The 23,770-nt window shown below is 40.9% G+C and carries 20 protein-coding genes and 1 other RNA gene; 20 read left to right on the top strand and 1 reads right to left on the bottom strand.

What is annotated here, in order from left to right:
- The 17 genes from ABIM45_03000 to ABIM45_02920 all read left to right on the top strand — a co-directional run bounded on the left by ABIM45_03000 (window position 1) and on the right by ABIM45_02920 (window position 20,508).
- A complete protein-coding gene (locus tag ABIM45_03000) occupies window positions 1–471 on the top strand; it encodes a V-type ATP synthase subunit K (protein MEO0238878.1) in 471 nt (156 codons plus the stop codon).
- A gap of 11 nt (window positions 472–482) precedes the next feature.
- Entirely contained in the window at window positions 483–1,058 is a 576-nt protein-coding gene (locus tag ABIM45_02995; GenBank protein ID MEO0238877.1) for a V-type ATP synthase subunit E, read from the top strand.
- A 3-nt stretch (window positions 1,059–1,061) separates the two neighbouring features.
- A complete protein-coding gene (locus tag ABIM45_02990; protein ID MEO0238876.1) occupies window positions 1,062–2,081 on the top strand; it encodes a V-type ATPase subunit in 1,020 nt (339 codons plus the stop codon).
- A complete protein-coding gene (locus ABIM45_02985) occupies window positions 2,078–2,386 on the top strand; it encodes a V-type ATP synthase subunit F (protein ID MEO0238875.1) in 309 nt (102 codons plus the stop codon). Before ABIM45_02990 ends, ABIM45_02985 begins: the two co-directional genes overlap by 4 nt.
- Window positions 2,387–2,396: 10 nt before the next feature.
- On the top strand, window positions 2,397–4,154 hold the full coding sequence (locus tag ABIM45_02980; GenBank protein ID MEO0238874.1) for a V-type ATP synthase subunit A: 1,758 nt from the start codon (window positions 2,397–2,399) through the stop codon (window positions 4,152–4,154).
- Window positions 4,129–5,538, top strand: a complete 1,410-nt coding sequence (locus tag ABIM45_02975) for a V-type ATP synthase subunit B (GenBank protein MEO0238873.1) — start codon at window positions 4,129–4,131, stop codon at window positions 5,536–5,538. Before ABIM45_02980 ends, ABIM45_02975 begins: the two co-directional genes overlap by 26 nt.
- Window positions 5,539–5,577: 39 nt before the next feature.
- On the top strand, window positions 5,578–7,479 hold the full coding sequence (locus tag ABIM45_02970; GenBank protein MEO0238872.1) for a DUF3857 domain-containing protein: 1,902 nt from the start codon (window positions 5,578–5,580) through the stop codon (window positions 7,477–7,479).
- Window positions 7,480–7,482: 3 nt separating this feature from the next.
- Window positions 7,483–9,225, top strand: coding sequence for a DUF3857 domain-containing protein (locus ABIM45_02965; protein ID MEO0238871.1), 1,743 nt, complete (start codon window positions 7,483–7,485; stop codon window positions 9,223–9,225).
- Between the two features lie 50 nt (window positions 9,226–9,275).
- The gene (locus tag ABIM45_02960; GenBank protein MEO0238870.1) at window positions 9,276–9,596 is read left to right on the top strand and encodes a hypothetical protein; all 321 of its coding nucleotides are present in this window, start codon (window positions 9,276–9,278) and stop codon (window positions 9,594–9,596) included.
- Window positions 9,593–10,930 (top strand): hypothetical protein, encoded by a 1,338-nt coding sequence (locus ABIM45_02955; protein MEO0238869.1) that lies wholly within the window; start codon window positions 9,593–9,595, stop codon window positions 10,928–10,930. The genes ABIM45_02960 and ABIM45_02955 overlap by 4 nt, the downstream gene beginning before the upstream one ends.
- Window positions 10,931–10,933: 3 nt before the next feature.
- On the top strand, window positions 10,934–12,247 hold the full coding sequence (gene tilS, locus ABIM45_02950) for a tRNA lysidine(34) synthetase TilS (GenBank protein MEO0238868.1): 1,314 nt from the start codon (window positions 10,934–10,936) through the stop codon (window positions 12,245–12,247).
- Window positions 12,216–12,773, top strand: coding sequence for a hypoxanthine phosphoribosyltransferase (gene hpt, locus ABIM45_02945; protein ID MEO0238867.1), 558 nt, complete (start codon window positions 12,216–12,218; stop codon window positions 12,771–12,773). The genes tilS and hpt overlap by 32 nt, the downstream gene beginning before the upstream one ends.
- Window positions 12,763–14,577 (top strand): ATP-dependent zinc metalloprotease FtsH, encoded by a 1,815-nt coding sequence (ftsH, locus tag ABIM45_02940; GenBank protein ID MEO0238866.1) that lies wholly within the window; start codon window positions 12,763–12,765, stop codon window positions 14,575–14,577. Before hpt ends, ftsH begins: the two co-directional genes overlap by 11 nt.
- A gap of 111 nt (window positions 14,578–14,688) precedes the next feature.
- Window positions 14,689–15,261, top strand: coding sequence for a TetR/AcrR family transcriptional regulator (locus ABIM45_02935; protein MEO0238865.1), 573 nt, complete (start codon window positions 14,689–14,691; stop codon window positions 15,259–15,261).
- An 11-nt stretch (window positions 15,262–15,272) separates the two neighbouring features.
- Window positions 15,273–16,589, top strand: a complete 1,317-nt coding sequence (locus tag ABIM45_02930; protein ID MEO0238864.1) for a TolC family protein — start codon at window positions 15,273–15,275, stop codon at window positions 16,587–16,589.
- Window positions 16,590–16,599: 10 nt separating this feature from the next.
- A complete protein-coding gene (locus tag ABIM45_02925) occupies window positions 16,600–17,439 on the top strand; it encodes an efflux RND transporter periplasmic adaptor subunit (GenBank protein ID MEO0238863.1) in 840 nt (279 codons plus the stop codon).
- 3 nt (window positions 17,440–17,442) lie between these two features.
- Window positions 17,443–20,508 carry an efflux RND transporter permease subunit gene (locus ABIM45_02920; protein MEO0238862.1) on the top strand — a complete coding sequence of 1,022 codons (3,066 nt, stop codon included), beginning with the start codon at window positions 17,443–17,445 and terminating at the stop codon, window positions 20,506–20,508.
- Between the two features lie 299 nt (window positions 20,509–20,807).
- Here the strand turns inward: ABIM45_02920 and ssrA are convergent.
- Window positions 20,808–21,157, bottom strand: a transfer-messenger RNA (tmRNA) gene (gene ssrA / locus ABIM45_02915).
- A gap of 102 nt (window positions 21,158–21,259) precedes the next feature.
- On the opposite strand from ssrA, the gene ABIM45_02910 reads away from it, so the two are divergent.
- Genes ABIM45_02910 through nadD form a run of 3 tightly spaced genes read left to right on the top strand, consistent with a single transcriptional unit; the run spans window position 21,260 to window position 23,770 of the window.
- Complete coding sequence (locus ABIM45_02910) at window positions 21,260–22,429, top strand: MFS transporter (GenBank protein MEO0238861.1); 1,170 nt, start codon at window positions 21,260–21,262, stop codon at window positions 22,427–22,429.
- A 37-nt stretch (window positions 22,430–22,466) separates the two neighbouring features.
- Entirely contained in the window at window positions 22,467–23,213 is a 747-nt protein-coding gene (gene bamD, locus ABIM45_02905) for an outer membrane protein assembly factor BamD (GenBank protein ID MEO0238860.1), read from the top strand.
- A complete protein-coding gene (gene nadD / locus ABIM45_02900) occupies window positions 23,201–23,770 on the top strand; it encodes a nicotinate-nucleotide adenylyltransferase (GenBank protein MEO0238859.1) in 570 nt (189 codons plus the stop codon). The genes bamD and nadD overlap by 13 nt, the downstream gene beginning before the upstream one ends.

The raw sequence follows: 23,770 nt of genomic DNA, 5'->3' as shown, positions 1-23,770 counted from the left end.
TTGACTGCAGGACTTTGGTTATCAATACTTGGTGCTGGACTGGCGACTTTTTTACCAGGCCTTGGTTCAGCGATCGGTGTAGGAATGACGGCCAGAGCAGCCGCAGGTGTGTTGTCTGAAGACCCGAGCAAGTTTGGAAGGTTGTTCCTATTAGTTGCGCTTCCGGGTACACAGGGTTTTTATGGATTTATTGCTGCCCTCCTTGTCATTATTAAAGTTGGACTTCTTGGGCAGGTTAAACCTCTCGAGTTTATGCAAGGTCTCCAAATCCTTCTCGCCGTTATTCCTGTGACTTTTCTTGGATATTTCTCGGCGATCCATCAGGGTAAAGTGTGCACTGCAGGTGTTGAAATGGCAGCGAAGAAGCCGGAATCTTCAATGCAGCCTGTGATTTATGCAGGTCTGGTAGAGACCTATGCCGTTCTCGGGCTTCTTGCAACAATATTTATACTAATTGGAATCAGGGTCTAAGGAGGTCGATATTGGGCCTTCAAGAAATATTGAATAAAATAAAAGAAGAAGCTGACCTTAAAAGGCGTGAAATTCTGGATAAAGCAATATCTGAAAGAGACAGAATTCTTCAAGATGCGGATAATAGGGTCAAAGAAATTCTTGCAAAGGCTCAACAGGAAAAGGAAAAGCTGGTTATCCAAAGGCTAAATGCCCTTATCGCCGATTATGAGATAAAGTCGAACGTTGAGATTGCAAAGGTTAAAAGGGATATTTTGAAGGAGATATACGGAAAGGTCCAAAGACACATTCTTGAAGACAAGGGTATTTATAGTGAGATCGTGAAGAGACTCTTTGAAATTGTTGATCTTAATGGTGATGAGGAAATCTTTGTGTCAGAGAACGAGCCTGTGATCACTAAGGATTTTATTGAGAAACTAAACAGGGAAAAAGGCTGGAACTTAAGAATTTCTGAAAAACCGGTAAAAATCAGCGGTGGATTTATTGCGAAAGGATCCCACTCTACAATTGATGCATCGATAGAAAAGTTAATGGAAATTTTGCAGGAAGAAACAGAAGTTCACGTTTCCAATATCTTGTTTTTCTAAATTATGCTAAGACTGCCTTTTACAAAGTATCCTTCCTTTGGAAGGGATAATCCTGAATACGCTTATGCCTGTGGAAGAGTAAAAGCCCTCGAGACTAAACTGTTTGATCGGGTTAGATTTGAACGTTTGGCTTCCTCTAAAGATATAGAAGAACTTTTCAAGATGCTCCAGGATACCGATTATTCTAAGTACTTAAGTGATATACACAAGCCGTCGGACTTTGAAATCCTCCTCAAAAAAGAAAACGAAAAACTTCTGTCCCTGATTTCTGAATTAGCGGTTGAACCTTCTTTAGTCAAGGATTTAAGGTTACCTTATGATTTTTTGAACTTAAAAGTGTTGGTGAAGTCCCTTATATTTGAGCGTGATTTTTCCTATTCATATTCTAAGTACTCCTATTACCCTGTAACCCTTTTCAAAGTTGCGCTGGAATCTGGTAAAGGCGAAATGCTTTCAAAAGAGATTTACGATGCGTACGAAAGCGCCGTTGACTCTTATTATGAGTCAAAAGAAATTTTCAGGATTGATGCTGCTATTGATAATGTGATGTACAGGTATTTTGTCAACTCTTCTGGTTTTGAGTTTTTAAGAGTTTATTACAACCTAAGTGCTGACCTCAAGAATATGTTATCCTTTCTCAGGCTTGAGAGAATGGGTAAATTATCCATTCTGAAAAATGTGCTTCTTGACGCTGGTTACTTACCAAGGGAATTATTCCTTAAAGCTCCTGACTTTAATACCCTTCTATACGAAGTGAGACAAACCGTTTATTACCAAGTTCTTCAGCCAGGATATTCCCTTTATCAGAAGTCAGGGAGTTTTGTAAAAATGGAAAAGGATATCTCTAATTACTTGAATGGGCTTATAAAAGAGGCATCTAAAAAGGACCTCGGGGTGGAGGTTTTGATATCATACTTTTTCAGGAAGAAAAACGAAATATCTTTGCTCAGAATGATTATGGTATCGAAACTGAACCAGCTGCCCAAGGAGCTTGTAATAGAAAGAATTCCGGAGGTGTTATGAAAAAGGTAATTTGCCTTGGAAAATATGAGACCGTTTTCCCTCTAAAGGCAATAGGGATGGAATACAGAGTGTGTAACACCGGAGAAGAAGCTAAGGAAGCATTAAAAAGTCTTATTTCTGAGAATTATGGTTTGATTTTTATAGAAGAGGATTATTTTCAAAGTGTTCAAGAGATCGTGGAAAGCGTGAGGGAACAGGCATCACCTGCAATTACTTTTATACCTGGTGCAGGTGGTAGTACTGGCCAGGCGCGAGAAAAGTTGAGATCAATTTTACTTAAGGCCATTGGCATTGATATCTTTTAGGAGGTAGAAAATGAAAGCTGGAAGGGTTGTTAAAGTTTCCGGTCCCCTTGTGGTAGCCGATGGGATGCTTGGAACCAAGATGTATGATGTTGTTTATGTTGGAGAAATGAAACTTTTGGGTGAAGTTATCGAATTAAAGGGGGACAGAGCGTATATTCAGGTGTACGAAGATACCCATGGAGTAGGTCCTGGTGATCCCGTTTATGGAACGGGTTATCCTTTAATGGTTGAGCTCGGTCCCGGGCTTATTGAGTCTTTCTTTGACGGTGTTCAAAGGCCTCTTGATAAAATAAAGATTTTATCAGGCGATTTCATTTCACGGGGTATCCATGTACCTGCTTTACCAAGAGATAAGAAGTGGTTTTTTGTTCCCAAGGTGAAAAAGGGTGATATTGTAGAGGAAGGGGATATTATAGGCGAGGTTGATGAAACCACTTTAGTGAAACATAAGATAATGATTCCACCGGGAATAAATGGTGTGATTGAAGAGATTAAGGAAGGTGTATTTACTGTCGAAGACGTTGTCGCAATAGTGAAAGATAAAGAGGGCAATTTGCACGAGATCAGGATGATGCAGAAATGGCCCGTCAGGATTCCAAGGCCCTATAAAGAAAAACATTTACCTAATGCCCCTATGTTTACTGGTCAAAGGGTTATTGATACCTTCTTCCCCATTGCCAAGGGAGGGACTGCTTGCGTTCCAGGACCTTTTGGTTCGGGTAAAACGGTCATCCAGCACCAGCTTGCTAAATGGTCTGATGCGAATATTGTTGTTTATATTGGTTGCGGTGAAAGAGGAAATGAGATGACGGATGTACTTATTGAGTTCCCAGAGCTAAAAGACCCTTATAGCGGTGAACCACTGATGAAAAGAACAGTTCTAATTGCCAATACATCTAACATGCCAGTGGCTGCAAGGGAAGCGTCCATTTATACCGGTATTACTATTGCAGAGTATTTCAGAGATATGGGATATTCAGTGGCCCTTATGGCCGATTCTACTTCCAGATGGGCTGAGGCGTTGAGAGAGATTTCAGGGCGTTTGGAAGAGATGCCCGGTGAGGAAGGTTATCCTGCATACCTCGCAGCGAGGGTTGCCAGTTTTTATGAGAGGGCAGGAAGAGTTACGTGTCTTGGAAGTGAGAATAGGGAAGGTTCTCTTACAGTTATAGGTGCAGTCTCTCCACCGGGAGGCGATCTTTCAGATCCAGTAGTTCAGTCAACTTTGAGAGTTGTTAAAGTTTTCTGGAGTCTCGAAGATAAACTTGCTTATCGAAGGCATTTTCCTGCGATTAACTGGTTGACAAGCTATTCACTTTATAGGGAGGATTTGAAAGCTTACTATGAAAGGAATGTGGCCCCTGATTTTTATGACATGGTCCTTGAAGCAATGAAGATACTTGAGAAGGAAGCAGAATTAGAGGAAATTGTTAGACTCGTAGGTGCAGAAGCGCTTTCTCAAGATGACCAATTGCTTCTTGAAATTGCAAGGAGTATACGCGAGGATTTCTTGCATCAAAACGCTTTCCATGAGGTAGATACCTTTGCCTCCATTAAGAAGCAATACCTCATGCTTAAAGTCATTTTGAAACTCTACGACCTTTGTAAGGAGATTATCGCTAAGGGTGAAGCCACGGTTAGAGATTTGAGGAAAAGACCCATCTGGGAAAAGGTAGCAAGGATGAAGTATTTCTCTGAACAAGAATTAAAGGAGATTGAAAAATTGTTAAAGGAGATGGATTATGAAGTTAGACAGCCAGTTAGTTAGGAAGAGGCTCTCTAAGTTTAATACCGTTACAAATATTTCGGGCCCGTTAATGCTTGTTGAAGGAGTTCGTGGGGTAAAATATGGAGAACTTGTGGAGATTGAGCTACCTTCCGGTGAAAGACGTAGAGGCGAAGTTTTACAGGTTGAAGAGGACAAGGTCCTTTTGCAGGTCTTTGAAGGTACTTCCGGGATTGATATTCCTAAAACTTCTATAAGGTTCCTTGCAAAAGGTCTTGAAATAAATCTTTCCTTAGACATGCTGGGTAGGGTTTTTGATGGTCTCGGTCGTCCCATTGACGGCGGTCCCGAGGTTGTTCCAGAAGAGAGGGCGGACATCAATGGAGCCCCTATAAACCCTTATGCCAGGGATTATCCAAATGAGTTCATTCAGACAGGTATATCCGCAATTGACGGATTAAATACTCTTGTAAGGGGACAGAAACTGCCGATATTCTCAGGTTCTGGTTTGCCTCACAACAGGCTCGCTACACAGATTGCAAGGCAGGCAAAAGTGAGGGGAGAGGGAGAAAGCTTTGCGGTGGTCTTTGCAGCGATGGGAATTACTTTTGAGGAAGCCGAGTTCTTTATAAAAAGCTTCAGAGACACCGGAGCTATTGGAAGGGCAGTTCTCTTTATTAACCTTGCAGATGACCCTGCGATCGAAAGAATAGCAACCCCAAGAGTTGCTTTAACAACTGCGGAGTATCTTGCCTTCAAGAAAGACATGCACGTGCTTGTTATCTTGACCGATATGACAAATTACTGCGAAGCGCTGCGTGAAATTTCGGCGGCGAGGAAGGAAGTTCCCGGAAGGAGGGGGTATCCTGGATATCTTTATACTGACCTGGCAACGATTTATGAGAGAGCTGGTAGAATTAAAGGTAAAAAAGGTTCTATTACATTAATCCCAATCCTCACGATGCCCGAGGATGATAAAACCCATCCCATTCCAGACCTTACTGGATACATCACTGAGGGACAGATTATCCTTTCAAGGACCCTTCACAGAAAGAAGATTTACCCACCTATTGATGTATTGCCTTCGCTTTCAAGATTAAAGGATAAGGGTATTGGAAAAGGCAAGACAAGGGAAGATCATGCGGATGTTTTCAACCAGCTTTTCGCCTGCTATGCGAGGGGTAAGGAAGTTCAAGAATTGGCAGTTATTCTCGGTGAAGGTGCGCTTTCAGAAATTGATAAGATTTATTTCAAATTTGCTGATCTTTTTGAGGAAAGGTACGTCGGTCAAGGGGAATTTGAAGATAGAAGCATCGAGGAGACCCTTGACCTTGGGTGGGAATTGCTATCTATGTTCCCAACGTCGGAGCTGAAGAGGATAAGGCCTCAATTCATCGAAAAGTATTTGAAGAAGGCGGGAAGTTGATAAACTTCCTCACGCTACTTACAATTGTGAGGTTTTCCCATGCTTAAGCTATTTTTGAGTTTGTTTATATTTGTGAAGTTTGGATATGTCGTGGAGCTTGATTCCACTTATGAAGTCTATTATCAGAGTGGGATCAGTGAGAGGTTCGAATATCTTCGATACAAAATTTTAAGCGACCAGGTTCCTGAAGGATTAAGTTCTTTAACTGTTTCTTACACCCCTTACTATAACACCGCTGATTTTGATTACGTGAGGATTATAAGGGGTAAAGACACATTGTATCTGGATACGAAGAACATTGTTGATGTTTTAGCACCACCTGATCTTGGTGGAACTATTTTCTGGGGCGAAAGAGAAAAAATTCTTGAAGTCAAAGATTTGAAGAAGGGTGATATCCTTGAGAGTAAAGTAAGAAAATATGGAGGAAACTGGCTCGGGCCAACGGGCAGTGAAAAATATAAGACGCCCTATTTAGGGTATTTTAATCAGATAATGCTCTTTGGGTCACCGGTCCCGATAAAAAAGAAAGTTTACGTGCTGGAGGAATTAAAGGAAAAGCCTGTGAGATATGGAATTTTCAATGGTAAAATTAAGCACCGTATCCTGAATAGGGATGGGAAAAGACTTCACGTGTTTTACCTGAAAAACATTAAACCATATAAGTCGGAGCCTTTTTCGCCAAGTCAATATGACTACCTGCCAAAGCTTATTGTAACTAACATCCCTTCCTGGAGGGAAATGTCCCGCATTGAATTCCAAAGAGCGGAGCCCAATGTTACTCCTGATGAGAGGGTAAAAAGTTTTGCTGACAGCCTATGCCAGGGGATTACCGACGAAAATGAGAAAATAAGGAAACTATTCTATTTTGTAGCGGATGAAATAAGGTATCTCGGTTTGATGGAATCGGAGATGGAAGGGTATGAACCCCACCCGGCCTCCTTGACTCTCGAGAAGAGATCGGGGGTTTGTAAAGATAAGGCCGCTCTGCTTGTTGCACTCCTCAGAGCTCAAGGTTTTAAAGCATATTATGCAACCACAGCAGCGGGAATGAGGATGGAGAATATCCCCGCAGATCAGACTAATCACGCTATTGTGGCTTTGGAGAAAGGGAATGACTACGAATATCTGGATCCAACGATTGGGGCTGGTGGAAGAGACTTGATGCCAGCATCGGAAGGTGGGCAAAGTGTTTTGGTGTCAAGGGAAGAGGGAGATACTCTGAGGACGATTCCCTTGTCCTCTTCTGACAGCAATAAGGTCTCAATTTTCCTGTTTACTGATATAAAAGGGGATACTGTTTATTTTAATTATCTAATGAAGTTTAATGGTGGTTTTGATCAGCAGTTTCGTAGAATTGCACAGGGCGGCAGAAAAGGGATCGAAAGATTTGTCCGTAACAGTTTGAGTAATGTTTATACCGGCACCCTGGTGATCGATTCTCTTAGCTTTACAGAGCCTCAGGATTATTTCGATTATTTCAAAGTGCAGATTTTTGGCAAAGTTTTTAATGAGATTGTTAAGACGCCTGATTTCAAGCTTTACAGGCCAGTAAGTTTTAAAATTGGCAAGAGTTTTGTCTATTTCTTAGAATTCTTAACATTGGAAAGGAAACTGGATTTCAAGATCAGATTTCCCCAATCGGTTGAAGTGACAGAGTATATACCTTACAGCAAAGTGGAGGAACCTTTTGTAAAACGTCAGGTTCTTGGTAAAGAGAATTCTTACCGGTTAGAATTCGTGAGTCAAAAGGCCGATGAGAGAGCCACCAAGGAACTAAAAAATGTTGCAGGGAACAACGGGATCCAAGATTGGTACCTGGTGTCAACTATGCTTAGGTTCGACAAAAGGCAATACTCTCCGGATGAAGTCAGGACAATGTACAGAGATTATAGAGATTTTCAGGAAAATGAAAGCCTTTGGCTGATTTTAAAAGGAGAATAAGGTATGGTGCTTTTTTATATAATTTTGTTTGGGCAATTTATTGCAGGTAGAGGAGATCTTGTAAAGTACAGCTACAAGGAATACCGGCTTGGGGACAGTTTGCTAACTATAAAAGAAGAGAAGAAGATCTTGATAAAGACCGAGGATGCAAAAGAAGAGTTCGGTACTTTGGTTTTCCCTTATGACGATTCAACAGAGAATATCAAAATAATTTATGCTCGCACTATTAGTCCAGATGGTGACACGATAAACGTTCCTGAGAATGCTATAAACAGAGTGGCAGATCCCACCATTGATGCTTATCCTTTCCTTAAAAGCAGAAAAGAGCTTCACATTTCCTTTGTCTCTATTAAACCTGGTTCAACTATCGAATATTGCATAGAGAGAACTGTGCGAAATTTCGAATATGTTGATGGAATCGAGTATTTCAGGACTACTATACCCGTTGAATATAGCAAAATGGTTTTTTACTTTAGTCCTGATGCAGGTTTAAGGTTTCAGAAAGGTAATGTCGAGGGTTACGACCATTCCGAAAGATTAAGAGACTCATCAGGGTGTAGAATCTATGAGTTTGAAGTTAAAGATCTCCCTGAAATCTTTAGAAACCGATGGGGTGGATACCCTCCACAATATTTAATATCGCCCTATGTGATCTTTTCTACTTTTCCCACATGGGATTCCTTAGCCCATTATTTGCTGGCACACTACAAAAGGATTGAGTCTATAAAACCACAGAAATTTGATCTTTGCCGGCTTGAAGAACTAAGTAAAAAGATAAATTCACCTGAAGATGAAAGCTTCAAGATCCAGGGATATGTTCCTTTAAATAGGGAACGTTCTGCATCCTTTAATTCTATGACCTATCCCGAGGAAATTTTAAAACTCATCTCCTCCTTTGAAGGGCTTTCCCCTGCTTTTGTATTGCGTTATGGGTTTGACACTTTAAAGGTAATTCCTGCTTTGTCAGCCATAGAAAGTATAATTCTTTATGATGGTAAAAGCTTTTTATATCCCTTTCAGGGAGAAAAAAAGATACTGAGCACCCCTTACGAAGGCCATGTTGCGATTGTACTTTCCCCCGACTTAAATAGCTATTCTGTTCAGGAAGTGGAAGGAAAAGATGTGTACGCTGAAACACTAATTGTTAATATTCCCAAAAAATTGATCTCGTTTTCCAAGTGGATCCCTTCTTATAGGTTTCTCGGCTCCTTCTCCCGCAGTTGGAGTGAAGAGGAGGAAGAGCTTGAAAACATAAAAAACTTTGTTTCGCCTAATGAGTTTGCTGAATATGGTGTTATCAAAGATTTTAAGGCTGTTCTAAGAAACCAGAAGGATGTAGAGAAACCCTATTATATTAACGGGAAAGTCAGGTTAAAGAGCATTGGTTCACAGAGTGGAAGATATCTAATTTTAAACATCCCGGAAATGCCCAAAATCGACCCCGAGTTATTTAGAAATGGCTTCTATTTGGGCTTTCGGAATGTTTTAAAAAGAGAAGTTTGCTTCATTGTCAAAATACCCAATGGGTACATAATAAAGTATGTTCCTCCATCCGTTTCTTATTCGGATAGAAATCTATCCCTGGAAAGAGATCTGAAGGTTGACCAAGACAGGGTCACGATACAACAGCGTATCAGGTATTTGAAAAGGTATATTGGCTATAGCGATTTGATTAAAATCAATGGGACACCTGAAGTTAAAGATTTTTGGTCGACACACGTGGTTATTCTCGAACGTAAACATTGAATTCAAGGTGATTTAGCATTAAAATTATTTAGTTACCTAAGGAGTATGATATGGCAGGAGTTTCGGTGGAGAAAGTTATAGAGGAGTTTAATAGTAAGAGAGATTTGAGGTTAAAAGCCGAATTGATGAAAGTTGAAAGTTATCGGTTGACAGTAACCTTTTGTACCAAGGGCAATCATAATAACAGTAATTTCGATGAAGATATCGTGGAGTTTGGAAATATCTTAAGCTCCCACTCTGGTACCGACTATGATCTTGTTAGGCTTTTCAGATTGGGAGATGGTCGATTTGTCGGAGTTTTTGTCCCCGATGGTGATAGAATGAAAGAAGTGGTTGATTTTGGGTTCGACCCCTTTGACATGCTTTTATGAGCATCAATTTTTTCCTTGTCCTCCTTTTGAATTTTTCTTTTTATGATCCGGTTTTTTTGAAGGACTATTCTGTTCAGTTTTTTGAGCTTAGGAGAAACTTTCTGTTAAAGGGCACTGATACTTATGTTTGGACCTTCGACGATACCGCTGATAACAAGCCCTTTCTGAAATTTAGTCCGGGCTTAAAATTGGTAAACATAACAAAAAGTAGTGTAAATTATACCAATAGTTACCTTGATCTCGAGTTCGATGCCGGGGTTCGTTTTGACAGCATCCTGGTTTATACACGAGTCAATTTCTTCAATTTCGTAACCCCATACAAATTCAATTTTTACGAACCATTGTCAGATAATAGGTATAACCTCTATAGTTTTGATGAACAGCCAATCGTGGGTGGCACAAGCCTTTTTGATATAAATGTTGAAAAGGCTTACATCAAATATGCCAATGATAATTTTGGTATTCTTGTGGGTAGAAATAATGTAATGATAGGCGAAGGTCTACTCTTTAGTGGGCTTTGCTACCCATTAGACCATGTATACCGCTTAAATTTCCGGTTCAGTAAATTTCAGGTAGTTTCAGCCTTTGCCGTTACCCAGGATACCTTTCCTGAGAAGACCATTTCTTATCAAACCTTAGAGTGGAAACCCTTTAGCAATTTCATGGTAACTTTTTATGAAGCCGTATCCCATACAGGAAAGGATTATTTCAAGTATTTTAATCCCGTTTCCCTTTATTACGAAAGACAGAGAAGAGGCATTTCTAATTCCGATAACCTATTAGGTGGCATTGCCTGTAAGCTTAACTTTAGTAAAAAGGTTAGTGTCTTTTTAGATTTTCTAAACGATGATTTTATCGTCTTCAAGGGAGGGACGAGCAAATACGGAATCTGTGCCGGGGTGGAGGCTTCACCTAACTCCTGCTCCTTCTTGAGATTTTCTTTTGTGGCTATCCCTCGTTTTACCTACACCCATGTATCTGATACCAATGCCTGGCAATTTATGGGGCTCCCGATTGGCTATCCAAGAGGAAATGACCTCCTGGATTTTTATTTTAGCTATTTGAGAAAGTTCAATAATGATGATTATGTGATTCTGAGGGTTGCTCAATTGAATAAGGGAGAGGGAACTTTAAAAGAGCATTGGGAAAATAGCGGCTATCCCAAGAATATGCCTTTCCCTACAGGTAAAGTGGAAAGAGAGCTATTCACAATGCTTGGCTATCAAAGAAAATGCATTTATGCAGGTTTCTTTTTAGATTGGAAATATAAGCTTTCCAGTTCCTTTGGTGCCTTCCTTTATTTTAAGCCTGATGTGTTTAAGGTGGCTTTTTAGTTGATGGATCCCATTCTTCTCGAAAAATTCATTAAGGCCGTGAAGAAGTACAATATGATTCAGAAAGGGGATAAAATTTTAGTGGGTTTTTCAGGGGGGCCTGATTCTGTCTTCCTTGTGGAAATCCTGAAGGAAGTTAGGGACTACTTTGGTATAGGCTTTAGCTGTCTTCATGTGAACCACATGCTCAGGGGTGAAGAATCTTTTAGAGACGAGGCCTTTTGCAAGGAATTTTGCAGTAAGGAGATGATGGATTTGTTTATTGAAAGAGTAGATGTCAGGAGTTTAAAAAGAGATAGAGAATCCATTGAAGAGACTGCGAGGAGGCTCAGGTATGAAAAGTTCAATGAATATTTGGAAAAGGGTGGTTTTGATAAAATTGCTCTCGCTCACACTGCCTCAGATTCCGTCGAGACTTTTCTCATCAACCTTTTGAGGGGCACGGGGGTTATGGGATTAAAAGGAATTCCGCCTGTGCGTGGAAGAATTATTAGACCTTTGATATTTATAACCCGGAAAGAAATTGAACAATACCTTGAGTCGAAAGGAGTTCCTTATGTAATAGATTCGTCAAACCTTGAGACAACTTATTTGAGGAACCGCATAAGATTGGAACTTATCCCTTATTTGGAGACCATTAGGCCAGGGTCCTTTGACAAAATAAGGGAAACTGCAGAAATTTTGGTGGATTTTACTAATTTTCTCGAAATCGAACTGGAAAGGATGGAAAAGGAGGCCCTTAAGAACACCTTTCCATGGGCCACTTTAATTGATTGTTCGAAGTTTAGAAATTATCATTATTTTCTGCAAAAACTTTTTATTCAGCGGAGGTTAAATTTGAGTTTTCAGGAAGTGGAAAACTTTGAAAGTATAATAAATCAAGGGAAGTCTGGAAAAGTGAGAGGTTTTCAAGTTTTTGCGAGTTCAAAGGAAATCTTTGTTGGTCCTGAAGAGAAGAGGTTCCCAGAACTGCAAATTGATTTGGAAGATTTACCTTTAAAACTTTACGATTTCAACCTTGCGATAGAGCGTTCTCAAAGTTTTTCAGCGGGTACTTTTGTGATGGGTTTTAGAAAGGCTGACTTTCCTCTTACAATTAGGGCCTGGAAAGAGGGTGATGTTTACAATGGAAAGAAACTTTCCGATTTATTTTATTCTAAGGGAGTAGAGGCCTGGAAGAGACGATATTATCCCGTTTTTGAAAGTAAAGGCCAAATTCTGTGGGTCCCCGGTTTTAGAAAGGAGGAGGTCGTAGGCGACATTTTTTTGGAGGTAAAGAAAATCCATGAAGGAGAATACTGGATTTTTGATAACTGAAGAACAAATCAAGAAAAGGATTAAGGAAATAGCTTCACAAATAAGACGAGACTACGAAGCCACTGTTCCTATTCTTGTCGGCGTATTAAAGGGGTCTTTTATTTTCCTTGCCGATCTAATAAGGGAGTTAAAGGATATGGCTTTAGAGGTTGATTTCCTCGCCGTTTCGAGCTATGGAAAATCTACAAAGACTTCTGGTATTGTGAAGATTTTGAAGGACCTCTCCACTTCAATCGAGGGTAGGGATGTAATCCTCGTGGAGGATATTTGTGACAGTGGGTTGACCCTGAAGTATCTGATCGAATTGTTGGAGGGAAGAAAGCCGAATAGCTTAAGAGTTTGCGTTTTATTAGACAAGAAAGAGAGAAGGGTGGTGGATATAGAGCTACACTACGTGGGATTCGAGGTCCCGGATAGATTTCTTGTAGGATACGGCCTTGATTACGCCGAGAAATATAGAAATCTCCCTTACATAAGGGAACTTATGCCGGAGGAAATAAGAGAGGTGGAGAATAATGAAAAGTGACATTGTTAGAAATTTGGTTGTTTGGATATTGATTTTTCTTGTGTTTTTGACTCTTTACAATTACCTTTCATCGGAAAAGGACATTGTAGAAATATCCTTTACCGATTTTTATACCCAGGTTGATAAGGGTAATGTATCCCAGGTTCTTATATCTGGAAAGAGCGTGGAAGGTCTTTTTAAAGAGCCTTTTAAAGTTGACAACAAAGAATACTTGAGATTTAAGGTTACATTGCCCTTTGAGGATGCAGAGCTTGTTAAACTTCTTGCCTCGAAAAATGTTCAAGTTTATTCTAAGGAAAAAAGCCTTGGCTGGAATTTGATTGCGGGTTCAATTCCCTGGCTTCTAATGCTTGCCTTTTTCTGGTTTTTCTTTTTTAGACAGATGAATGCAAGTCAGCGAGAAGCAATTCGATTTGGAAAGAGCAGAGTGAAAGTCCTGAAGGAATCAAAGCCTCAAGTAACCTTTAATGATGTTGCAGGTTGTGATGAAGCTAAAATCGAGCTACAGGAGATCATTGAGTTTTTGAAAAGCCCTCATAAATTTGCAAGAATCGGTGCGAGGATTCCCAAAGGTGTTTTGCTTGTTGGACCGCCTGGTACCGGTAAGACTTTGCTGGCAAAGGCAGTTGCGGGAGAGGCAGGAGTGCCTTTTCTTTCAATTTCTGGTTCTGAATTTGTAGAGCTTTTCGTAGGTGTTGGAGCGGCAAGGGTAAGAGACCTTTTTGAGCAGGCTAAGGCTAATGCACCTTGTATAGTTTTTATCGATGAGATTGATGCCGTTGGAAGACTTAGGGGTGCAGGACTTGGTGGTGGACACGATGAAAGGGAGCAGACCCTAAATCAACTTCTTGTGGAGATGGACGGATTTGACTCTTCGGAAGGTATTATTGTCATGGCGGCTACTAATAGGCCTGATATCCTTGACCCTGCGCTTTTGAGACCGGGGAGGTTTGATAGAAGAGTTTATGTCCCCATTCCGGATGTTAAGGGCAGAGAGGAGATTTTAAAGATACATACGCGAAAGATCCCCCTTGGCCCCGATGTGGACCTTAAGTTAATTGCTCAATCTACACCAGGTTTTACTGGTGCTGATTTGGCTAACCTTGTCAATGAGGCTGCTCTTCTTGCTGCGAGGAAGAACAAGCAAGTAGTTGAAATGCAGGACTTTGAAGAGGCCAAGGACAAATTAATAATGGGAATCGCGCGAAGAAGTATGGTTATTTCTGAGGAGGAAAAGAAAAGGATTGCTTATCATGAAACGGGCCACGCACTTGTTGCTAAGTTTTTGCCAGGTGCTGATCCTGTTCATAAAATAACTATAATTCCTCATGGAAGGGCCTTAGGAGCGACCCAATCTCTCCCCAGTGAAGACCGGTATCTTTATACCAGGTCTTACATTCTGACCCAGCTATCTGTACTTCTTGGTGGCCGAGCAGCAGAACTTCTTGTATTTAACGAAGAATCCACCGGTGCGGCCGATGATCTCTCAAAGGCTACCGAGATCGCGAGGAGAATGGTTACCGATTGGGGAATGTCGGAAAAGATTGGACCTGTAACTCTCGGGAAGGAAGAAGAGGAAATCTTTCTCGGTAGAGAGCTTGGTGTGAGAAAGTATTATTCAGAAGAGACTGCCAGATTGATTGATAATGAGATAAAAGAGATTGTAAAAAATGCCTTTGATAAGGCAGTGGAAATTCTCAGGTCAAAAATGGAGCTACTTCATCAAGTAGCAAATTATCTCCTTGAGAAGGAAACTATTACAGGTCAGGAACTTGACGAGATAATAAGTAAGAGTGCTGCTTAGCTTTTAGTGCTCAGCTATCCCGCTCTTATAGAAAGGTTTACGTGGCTTACTTGACATTTTATTTTTCTACATCCATAGTATATGACTGACTGGTCAGTCAGGGGTGTAAATATGGAAACAAGGGAAAAAATACTTATTGCAGCAAGGGACGTCTTAGGTAAAAAGGGGTTCTACGAGACCAAAATGGAGGATGTCGCTAAGGAGGCTGGGGTAGCGAAGGGAACCCTTTATCTCTATTTCCAGTCCAAGGAGGATCTTTATCAGTGCTTGATAAAAGAAGGTATTAAATACTTCATTCAGAGGCTAAAAGAGGCTCTTGAGACTCAGAATTCTTTTGAAAATAAAATTAGGGCGCTTATAAAAACCCTTGTGTTGCTAATCGACGAAAACAGAGATTTTATCATACGAATGATGTATGAAATACCATTGGCAAACTTGTGGAACGAGAGGATAAAAAACGCAATTATTGAGGAACAGAAAGAATTTACGCGGTTTATAAAAGATCTGTTTGAAGATGCAATCAAACAAGGGATTGCCTACGAAGGGAATGTAGAGGTCTTATCTAATGCTTTCGTGGGCATGGTTGTGAGGCCCATTTTTAATAGTGTAATAGAGGGGACGCTTTCTGAAAGCGTCGAAGAGGAAGTGTTTTCAATCTTTAAAAGGGCATTTATTAAAAAGTAAAGGAGTGCACTATGGTTGCGCTAATTCTTCTTATAATTTCCATAAGTGATACACTGTACCTCACTCAAAAAGGTGCAGTAGAAATAGGACTTCAAAGTAGTCCGCTTCTCCAGGCTTCAAAGGCACAGGTCAAAGCTGCTGAATCTCAAAAGTTGCAGGCTCGCTCAGTTTTTCTACCTCAGGTAAAGCTGGATGCAAGCTATAGAAGGGTATCCATTGTTCAGGAGATGAAAAGCTTTCAGCTCGATAGTCTTGTACGAACTCCCTCTGGTGCCTTCATCCCCGTTGGTCATAGTGTTTCGATCCCCTTCGGTCAAAAGGACAATTACAATATAAACCTGGGAATAAGCCAGGTCATTTTTACCTGGGGGACTCTCCTGAGAACCTACAAAATTGCGGCATTAAATCTCTACGATAAGATTCTGTCTGACTCTGCGAGCTCAGAAAATTTGGCTTTCCAGATTAAACAACTCTACAGCTATGCGTTGGTTATGAGGGAGTTTGTCAATCTCTCAAAAAAGGTCGATGAAGAGCTCCTTGAACATTATGAGACAACTAAAAGAAAATACTCCGTTGGAACTGCAACGGAAGTGGAACTTCTCCAAGCCGAGGCTAAATATAAGAACAACAGGGTTCAGGTGATGGATGCTGAGAGGTCTTATAGAGATGTTCTTGATATGCTAAGATTGGTCATAGGCCTTTCTGACTCTGTCGAGATAGTACTCGTGGATTCTCTTACCATTGACACAGCTTACTTCAACACCCTTCTCGGTTCAGAGCTCAATGTAGACTCAAGGTACGATTTAAGAAGCCTTGCCCTAAAAGAAAAGATTCTTGATTTAACAATGAAAAACTATTCTGCAGCCAATCTTCCCAGCGTCTTTTATTCCTTCAATTATCTTATGCAAAAACCCTTTGGCTTTGAAAATATATGGAAAGACTACTGGGCCTTTACCGTCGGTTTATCTTTCCCTATCTTTGACGGTTTAAAGGGTAATTATCAGATGCAAGAGGCTTACTATCAGAAGAAGGCCCTTTCTTACACGATGGCGTATCAAAAGAATGCTGCTGTTCTCGAGTTTGAGAAAGCAAAGAGGAACTTAAAGATAGCTTTAGAGAAGTATGAGGCTCAGAAAGAAAATCTTCGGGTGGCTGAAGCCCTTTATAACACAGTTAAGACGCAATATGAGAGGGGGCTTGCTACGCAACTTGATTTTGTTGATGCTGAAACCAACTATTTTTCTCAGAGGACGTTGCTATTACAGTCTCTTGCGGATTGTATCTTTAAGGCAATGGACCTGGAAAAAACCTTGAAAGGAATAAAATAAGGAGGTAGCTATGAAGGTTTTTAATAAAATTGTAATGTCTCTTCTGATTCTTGGGGTTCTTCATGCCCAAAGTGAAAGTGTAAGGAAATTTCTTGTGAAAGCTGATAAGGTTAAGCTTGGCGAAATTAGCGAGTATATTTATACATACGGTAGAGTTACTGGATTGGAAGAGGCTCCAGTTTTTCCCGTAATGCCTGGAAGAGTTGTTAGCATATTGAAAAATGAAGGTGATAGGGTGAAGAAAGACGAAGTGATTGCCCTTCTTGATAGAGAAATACCCGGTGTGAAGACTGAATACTTGCAGATTACTTCTCCGATTGATGGGATTATTACCTTGATAAATGGTAAGGTAGGGCAGATGGCTTTGCAGACGCAGCCCTTTGCCTATATCGTATCTGAGAAGCAGGCTATTGAAGTTGGGCTTTCCTCGGAAGATTTGGGCAAAGTGCGAGTTGGATCCCTCGCCTATGCAGTTCGTGATAATAAGGTTGTTGCAGGAAAAGTAGTTACGAGGTCTCAGGGGGTTGATCCAATGAGCTTCACAGGGAAAGCGAGGATTGCTCTAAATGAAAATGCTTTTGAGTACGGTTCCGTTGTAAAGGTTAAAATTGTCGTAAGAAGAAAATCTCAGGTTTTAATCGTACCTGAAACTGCTCTGGTGCAGAAGGGTAATAAAACCGTCGTCTATGCTGTCAAGGATGGCATAGCGAAAGAAATTCCTGTCGAGGTTGGTATTGTAAGCGAAGGACGAGCAGAGGTGAAAGGGGATCTTAAGCCGGGTGATTTTGTTGTAACTCTTGGAGCCGAAGGCCTCTACGATGGCGCACATGTTGAAATTGGAGGGAAATAAGTTATGATTAAATTTTCTGTCAGGCATCCTGTAACGATTTTAATGTTCATTGGCGTCCTTTTAGTTCTCGGTGCAGTTTCACTATCGAGGATGGGCCTTGACCTTCTGCCTCAGATGACCTACCCTGCAGTGACTGTCGTTACTCGATATGAAAACGTTGCTCCGGAGGATATTGAGCAGTTAGTAACAAAACCCATAGAGAGCGTGGTTTCGACGGTCTCTGGCGTAAAGAAGGTAACTTCCCAGTCCTTAGAAGGCATATCATTAGTTATAGTGGAGTTTGAATGGGGAACGAATCTGGATTTTGCAGCTCAAGAAGTTAGAGACAAAATCGGTCTAATTGAAAGGTATTTACCACAGGATGTCCAAAAGCCGATTGTTTTTAAGTTTGATGCCTCAATGATGCCAGTGGCTCGTTACGTTGCTACCTCTGACAGATACACGTTGACCCAACTTAAGAAGCTCCTTGAGGATGATATAGCACCCTATCTTGAAAGGGTCGAGGGCGTTGCGACAGTTGATGTTCTTGGTGGAAGGGATATTGAGTACTGGGTCGAAGTAGACATACCAAAGCTCATTGAGGCTGGTGTTTCCTTCTCCCAGATTTCACAGATGCTCCAGCTTAACAATTTCAACTTTCCGTCAGGGAAGGTCGATATAAGACAGAAGACACTCTTGATAAGGACCATAGGAGAGTACGGTGGAGTAAAAGACCTGGAAAATCAGGTGGTTGGTTTCAGGAAAAATGGACTTCCTGTATTCTTAAAGGATATTGCAAAGGTATATTCCACAGAGTCGGAAAGGCTGGGCTTTGCGAAGTCCTTCAAAAATGAAGCTATAATTGTCTCTGTTTATAAGAGGTCTGGTGCAAACACGGTTCAAGTTGTCCAGCGGGTGGATAAAGCGATCAGCAGGCTTTCGAAATGGTATAAGGATATAAAACTGGAAAAGGGATTTGACCAGTCACGTTTTATAACAAAATCTGCTTCAGAGACTATAAACAGCGGGATTATTGGTGCAATTCTTGCTGCATTGATGATTTTCCTTTTCCTCATCGATCTTAGGCCAACGGTTATCATCAGTTTAGCAATTCCTTTCTCGGTTATCATATCTTTTACAATTCTTTATTTCTTAGGCTATTCTCTCAATATGATGACCCTTGCAGGAATATCACTGGGTGTTGGAATGTTAGTGGACGCGGCCGTTGTAGTAGTTGAGAATATTTTCAGACACGAAGAGCTCGGTGAAGACAGGTATAGTGCCGCTATTAGCGGTACTGAGGAGGTCTGGACCGCAATATCTGCGTCAACTTTAACAAATATTGTAGTATTCCTTCCCCTCATTTATATTGGCGGTTTGATAGGACAGTTCACAAAACCCCTTGCAGTAACTGTTACTATTACTCTTCTGGTTTCACTTCTTGTTGCTGTAACGATTATTCCGGTAATAACTTCAAGCTACATTACTCAGACGGTCGCCCTTAAAGAAATGAGAAAGCGTTACTGGTTTACTCCTATCAGAGAGTTTTACCAGAAATTGCTTACAAACTTCGTTTTGCCAAAAAGAGGCCTCGTTTTAATCGGCACTATTGTTCTGTTCCTGGCTTCCATTCCCCTTCTTAAATTCATTGATAAAGAATTTTTGCCTCCAATGGATATGGGAACTGCAGTAATCTCCATTGAACTTCCTCCGGCAACCAATCTTAAGGAGACGGAGCACTACGTGGATCAGATTATTGATATTGCTAAAGAATACCCTGAAGTTCAGAGAGTAATGGCGACAGGTGGATCTTCGGAAACAGGGATGATGTTTGGCACCTCGCAGGGGAGCAACTCTGCAACATTACTTATTAGACTTGTTGACGCTTCAAAAAGAAAGAAGAGCGCAATGCAGATCGCAAATGAGATTTTAGAGAAAGCACCCGTTTATCAGGGCGCTACTGTAAAGTCTATGGATCTTGTTAATATTTTGGTCTTTGGGGGCGCAGGTAAACCGGTGGAAATTTCTCTTTATGGTGAAGACCTTGAAGAACTATCATCCCTTGCAAACAGAGTGGCTGAAGAGATTGGAAAAATCAAAGGGATAACAGGCGTTGAGATTTCACTTAAAAAGGCGAAACCTGAATTAAGAATGAATATTCTTAGAGACAAGGCGGCGTACTTTGGGCTTACTCCCATTCAAATTCAGAGGGAACTCCAGATCGCCCTCCAGGGAATGACCACAACAAAATTAAGATTGAGGGGGAAGGATTACAATCTCGTTTTGAAAGCCGATACGACCTATTTGAAAGAAAATGTCGAAAAGCTCTATTACTTCCCCATACTGACTCCGACAGGGGCTGTAATTCCTTTGAAGGAAATAGCAGATTTTTCCTATGATTATGGGCCAGTACAAATTGATCATGAGAACCAGTCGAGGGTCATAAAAGTTCTTGCTGATATTCAGGGTAGAAAGAAAAGCGAGGTGTTCACTGAAATTAGGGATCGGCTGTTTAAGCTTTCTCTTCCGGAAGGCTACAGCTTACAGATTAAGGGCGAGTTTGAGCAGGTTCAGGATATGATAAAGAACCTTGGAATATCTATCCTTGCAGCAATAGTTCTCGTTTATATGATTTTGGCGGCCCAACTGGAATCCTTAAAAGATCCGATAATTATTATGCTAACTATTCCCCTTGCTTTCATCGGTGTGGTTCTGGCTCTGTGGATATCAGGCACTACAATTTCGGTTTCCTCAATGGTTGGCGCTTTGATTCTCGTAGGTGTTGTGGTAAACCAGGCGATTGTCATGTTGACATTCTATAAGGAGCTAAGGGAAAAAGGCGTTGATCCGCTGGAAGCGGTTATTCAAGGTTCAGTCGTAAGATTAAGGCCTGTACTTATAACAAACTTAACTACTATTTTTGGATTAATACCAATGGCTTTGTCTGGTCATACGGAAGGTGGCGCTTTAAGGCAACCCTTGGCCGTGGCCATGATTGGCGGACTCACCGCTTCAACAATTATGACGTTTTTCGTTGTACCGGTGATTTATGCCTATTTTGAGAAAATCAAGGCGAAGAGGGAAGAGTAAAGAGTTGGCTTGTCGGAGGCTTTGATTAATTGGAACTGGGGCCGCCCCGTGAAACGGGGCGGCCCCAATTTATTAATCTAAGACAAGTTTTTTAAAATTCCTAAGTTTTCTCTTCGGTGGGAGTTTTCTTGAGTTTATTGATTTTAAACTTTTGAAGTCTAACGGGGGCTCGCTTTTCAAAATTCTTTTGAATCATCGAAACCAGTTTGGTCTAAAAAAGTTGTAGAGCTATAAATTTTTACAGTTCAATGTGATGTTTTTAAAAATTTAGGATTTTTTAATTGGTCCGGAAATAAGACTGGTGGAGGTGGCGGGAATTGAACCCGCGTCCAGGGGCCTTGAACCATAGAGCCCTACATGCTTAGCCTGTCTTTGAATTTCTCCCTCTCGCACCGACAGGCAGGTGCTTTGAGGGATAGCCTTCTTGGTTCTCGACCCGAACCCTGAAGGCGTGGGCCCGAGTCCAGCTCCTGTGTATCACGCCCTCTTTTCGGGCAGGAGCACCCCGAAAAGGGACGGCTGCTTTAATTAAGCAGCGTATGCGTAGCTGTAGTTGGCAGTTGTTTTTTGTGGCCTTATTAACGAGGTGGCCACACCCCGGCATGCGCTCTATGATTCAAACCGGCCCTGTCGAATCCAATACACCCCCTCTTGAGTAAGAACAAGTATATTATAATTGCATAAGACCGAAAAGTAAATAGTCATCCCTCGATTAGTTCATAATACGAACAATCTGCCTTACAATAATCATGTGGAGAAGCAGACTGCGTTTAAACTCTATAGCCTTGCGGTGATTCGTGGATTGCAATCTGCAAGCTATGCGATCAGTATTCCCTTTTTAAGCATTTATCTTTACAACGTACGGGGCGTGCCCATGAGCCTCGTTGGTTCTATTATCGGTTTTGCGTCTATACTGGGATCCTTTCTAAGATTTTACGCTGGTAAACTGTCTGATACCCTGCCCACTGATACCGTGATGAAACTTGGTTTGCTTTTCAGGGCAACAGGCTTTTTAGGTTTTTCAATTTTGATTCTACTAAAGGCGAATCCACTTTTGTTTTTCTTTTTCTTTCTACTCAACTCTGGTGGAGCCAGCTTTTTTATGTCTGCCTCCGATGTCTTTGTGGCGAAAAATATCGATGAGCCAGATAGGCCTTTTGCCTACAGCGTGATAAGAGTGGGAGGTAACTTGGGGTTTGCCATTGGTCCATCCATTGGTGGATTTATTTCTCGCTATTCATACGCTCTAACTTTCTTTGCCTCTTTTTTGCTCCAAATAATTTGTGTTTTCTTGATTGTGTACCTTGTCTCCTCTAAGGGAGAAAGTGTCAATGTTGATGTTAAAAAGGAAGTTTCCTTTGGTGAAGTTTTCAAACACAAAAATTTCATTGTATTTATCGCCGGAACTTTCATTCTTTCTCTTCTCATGGGCCAGCTTATCTCTACCCTCTCTGTATATGCCAAGTCTAAGGGTCTGGATAACGTTCAGATCGGTTATCTTTACAGTATCAATGGTTTTATGGTGGTCTTCTTCCAGATGCTCATTATCAAAATTGTTGATTACGTTGGGTACAAAAAGGGCTTGATCCTTGGCTCGCTTCTATATTCTGTGGGGTATTTTTATTTTACCTTTTCAAGGAATTTTGTAAACTTTGCGGTTGGAGTCGTCCTTTTGACCCTCGGTGAAATGCTGGCTATGCCCCTTTTGACCACTATAACTTCGGCAATGGCGCCAGAAGACAAGAGGGGTCTATATATAGGTTTTCTCGGGTTTATTGAAGGTCTCTCATGGGCGGTAGCACCCTTTATCGGTGGAGTTTTAATTGATATGTTCCTTAAGACTCCCATTTTGATCTGGGGTACGGTTGCCTCCTTCGGCCTTTTATCCAGCCTTATATTTATGAAGGTAAAGTTTAATTGACGCACACTTTCCTTTATAATCAAGGAAAGGAGTCAGCATGAAAAAGTTAATTTTATTGGCGCTGTTATTTTCTATGTCCTGTCAAGCAAAGAAGGCACAGCCTCCTGCAACTTCAGATTACCTTTTCAGAAGAGCTAAAGAATATTTTGATAAGAAGAAGTACAATCAGTCTGCGGAGCTCTTCAAGGAGTTTGTTTTTAAATATCCGCTCAGTGACAGCGTTGACGCAGCTCAATATTACCTTGCCAAAAGCTATAAAGAGGCGAAAAACTACGATGATGCAATAACTGAATATATCTTTTTAATCAATACCTTTCCTACCAGTGAGTATGTGGCGGTTTCTTACTTGGAGTTAGCAGAGTGCTATATGGAAAAAAGTAAGACGATCTCAAGGGATACAGAATCCATCAACGAGGCCAAGAGGTATATTGAAGAGTTTAAGAGCAGGTTTCCCGATTCTCCAGAGATGGCAAAGGCAAGAGAACTCGAGAAGACACTATACAGGCGTAAGGGTCTGAAATATTTATACATAGCAGATACTTATTTAAAGATTGGCCAACCAAGGGCCGCCGATGTTTACATAGATCTTGTTTTTGAAGAGTTTCCTGAGGATGACAGTCTGATTACTGCGGCGAAAATCCTAAAAGTAAGGAGTTATTTATTAAGGAAAGAGTGTGATTCAGCGAGGGTTCTCTTTGACGATATTGGAAACTTAAAGGATAAAGGTTTTCAAAAGAGTATCAAGATCTTAGCAAAGGCAATCGAAAAATCATGCAAAAAATAGGTATCTTTGGTGGTGCCTTTGATCCCATTCATATTGGACACATTATTCTTGCTCAAGATGTTTGGGAGAATGTGAAATTGGACAAAATTGTCTTTTTAGTGAATTACAAGCCGCCCCACAAAGGAACCTATGCCTCCTTTGATGATCGCTTTAATATGGTTAAGCTCGCTACGTCCGGCTTTGAATATTTTGAGGCTTCAGATTTTGAAGCTGTGGAGAATATTGTCCCATCCTATACTGTAAATGTGCTGGAAAAATTGAAAGAAAAACTTAACGAGGCAGAATTCTATTTAATAATCGGTGCGGACCAGTATCGAGCTTTGCCAAGCTGGTATAATTATGACAGGCTTCTTGAAATGGTGAATTTTATTGTTTTGAAAAGACCTGGCTGGGAGCTCAAGCCCATATTCTCAGAGAAAGTCATTTTTTTGGACGAAAGGCTCATTGACATTTCTTCAACGGAAATAAGGGAAAGGGTTAAACAGGGCAAAAGTATAAGATTCTTTGTCCCGGAAAGGGTTTCTGATTATATTTTAAGGAAGGGATTGTATCGTTAG

This window comes from candidate division WOR-3 bacterium (assembly GCA_039803545.1).
Classification (GTDB): Bacteria; Hydrothermota; Hydrothermia; order UBA1063; family UBA1063; genus UBA1063.
Note: the sequence above shows the minus strand (reverse complement) of the source record. Positions and strands in the feature narration are given on the sequence as shown.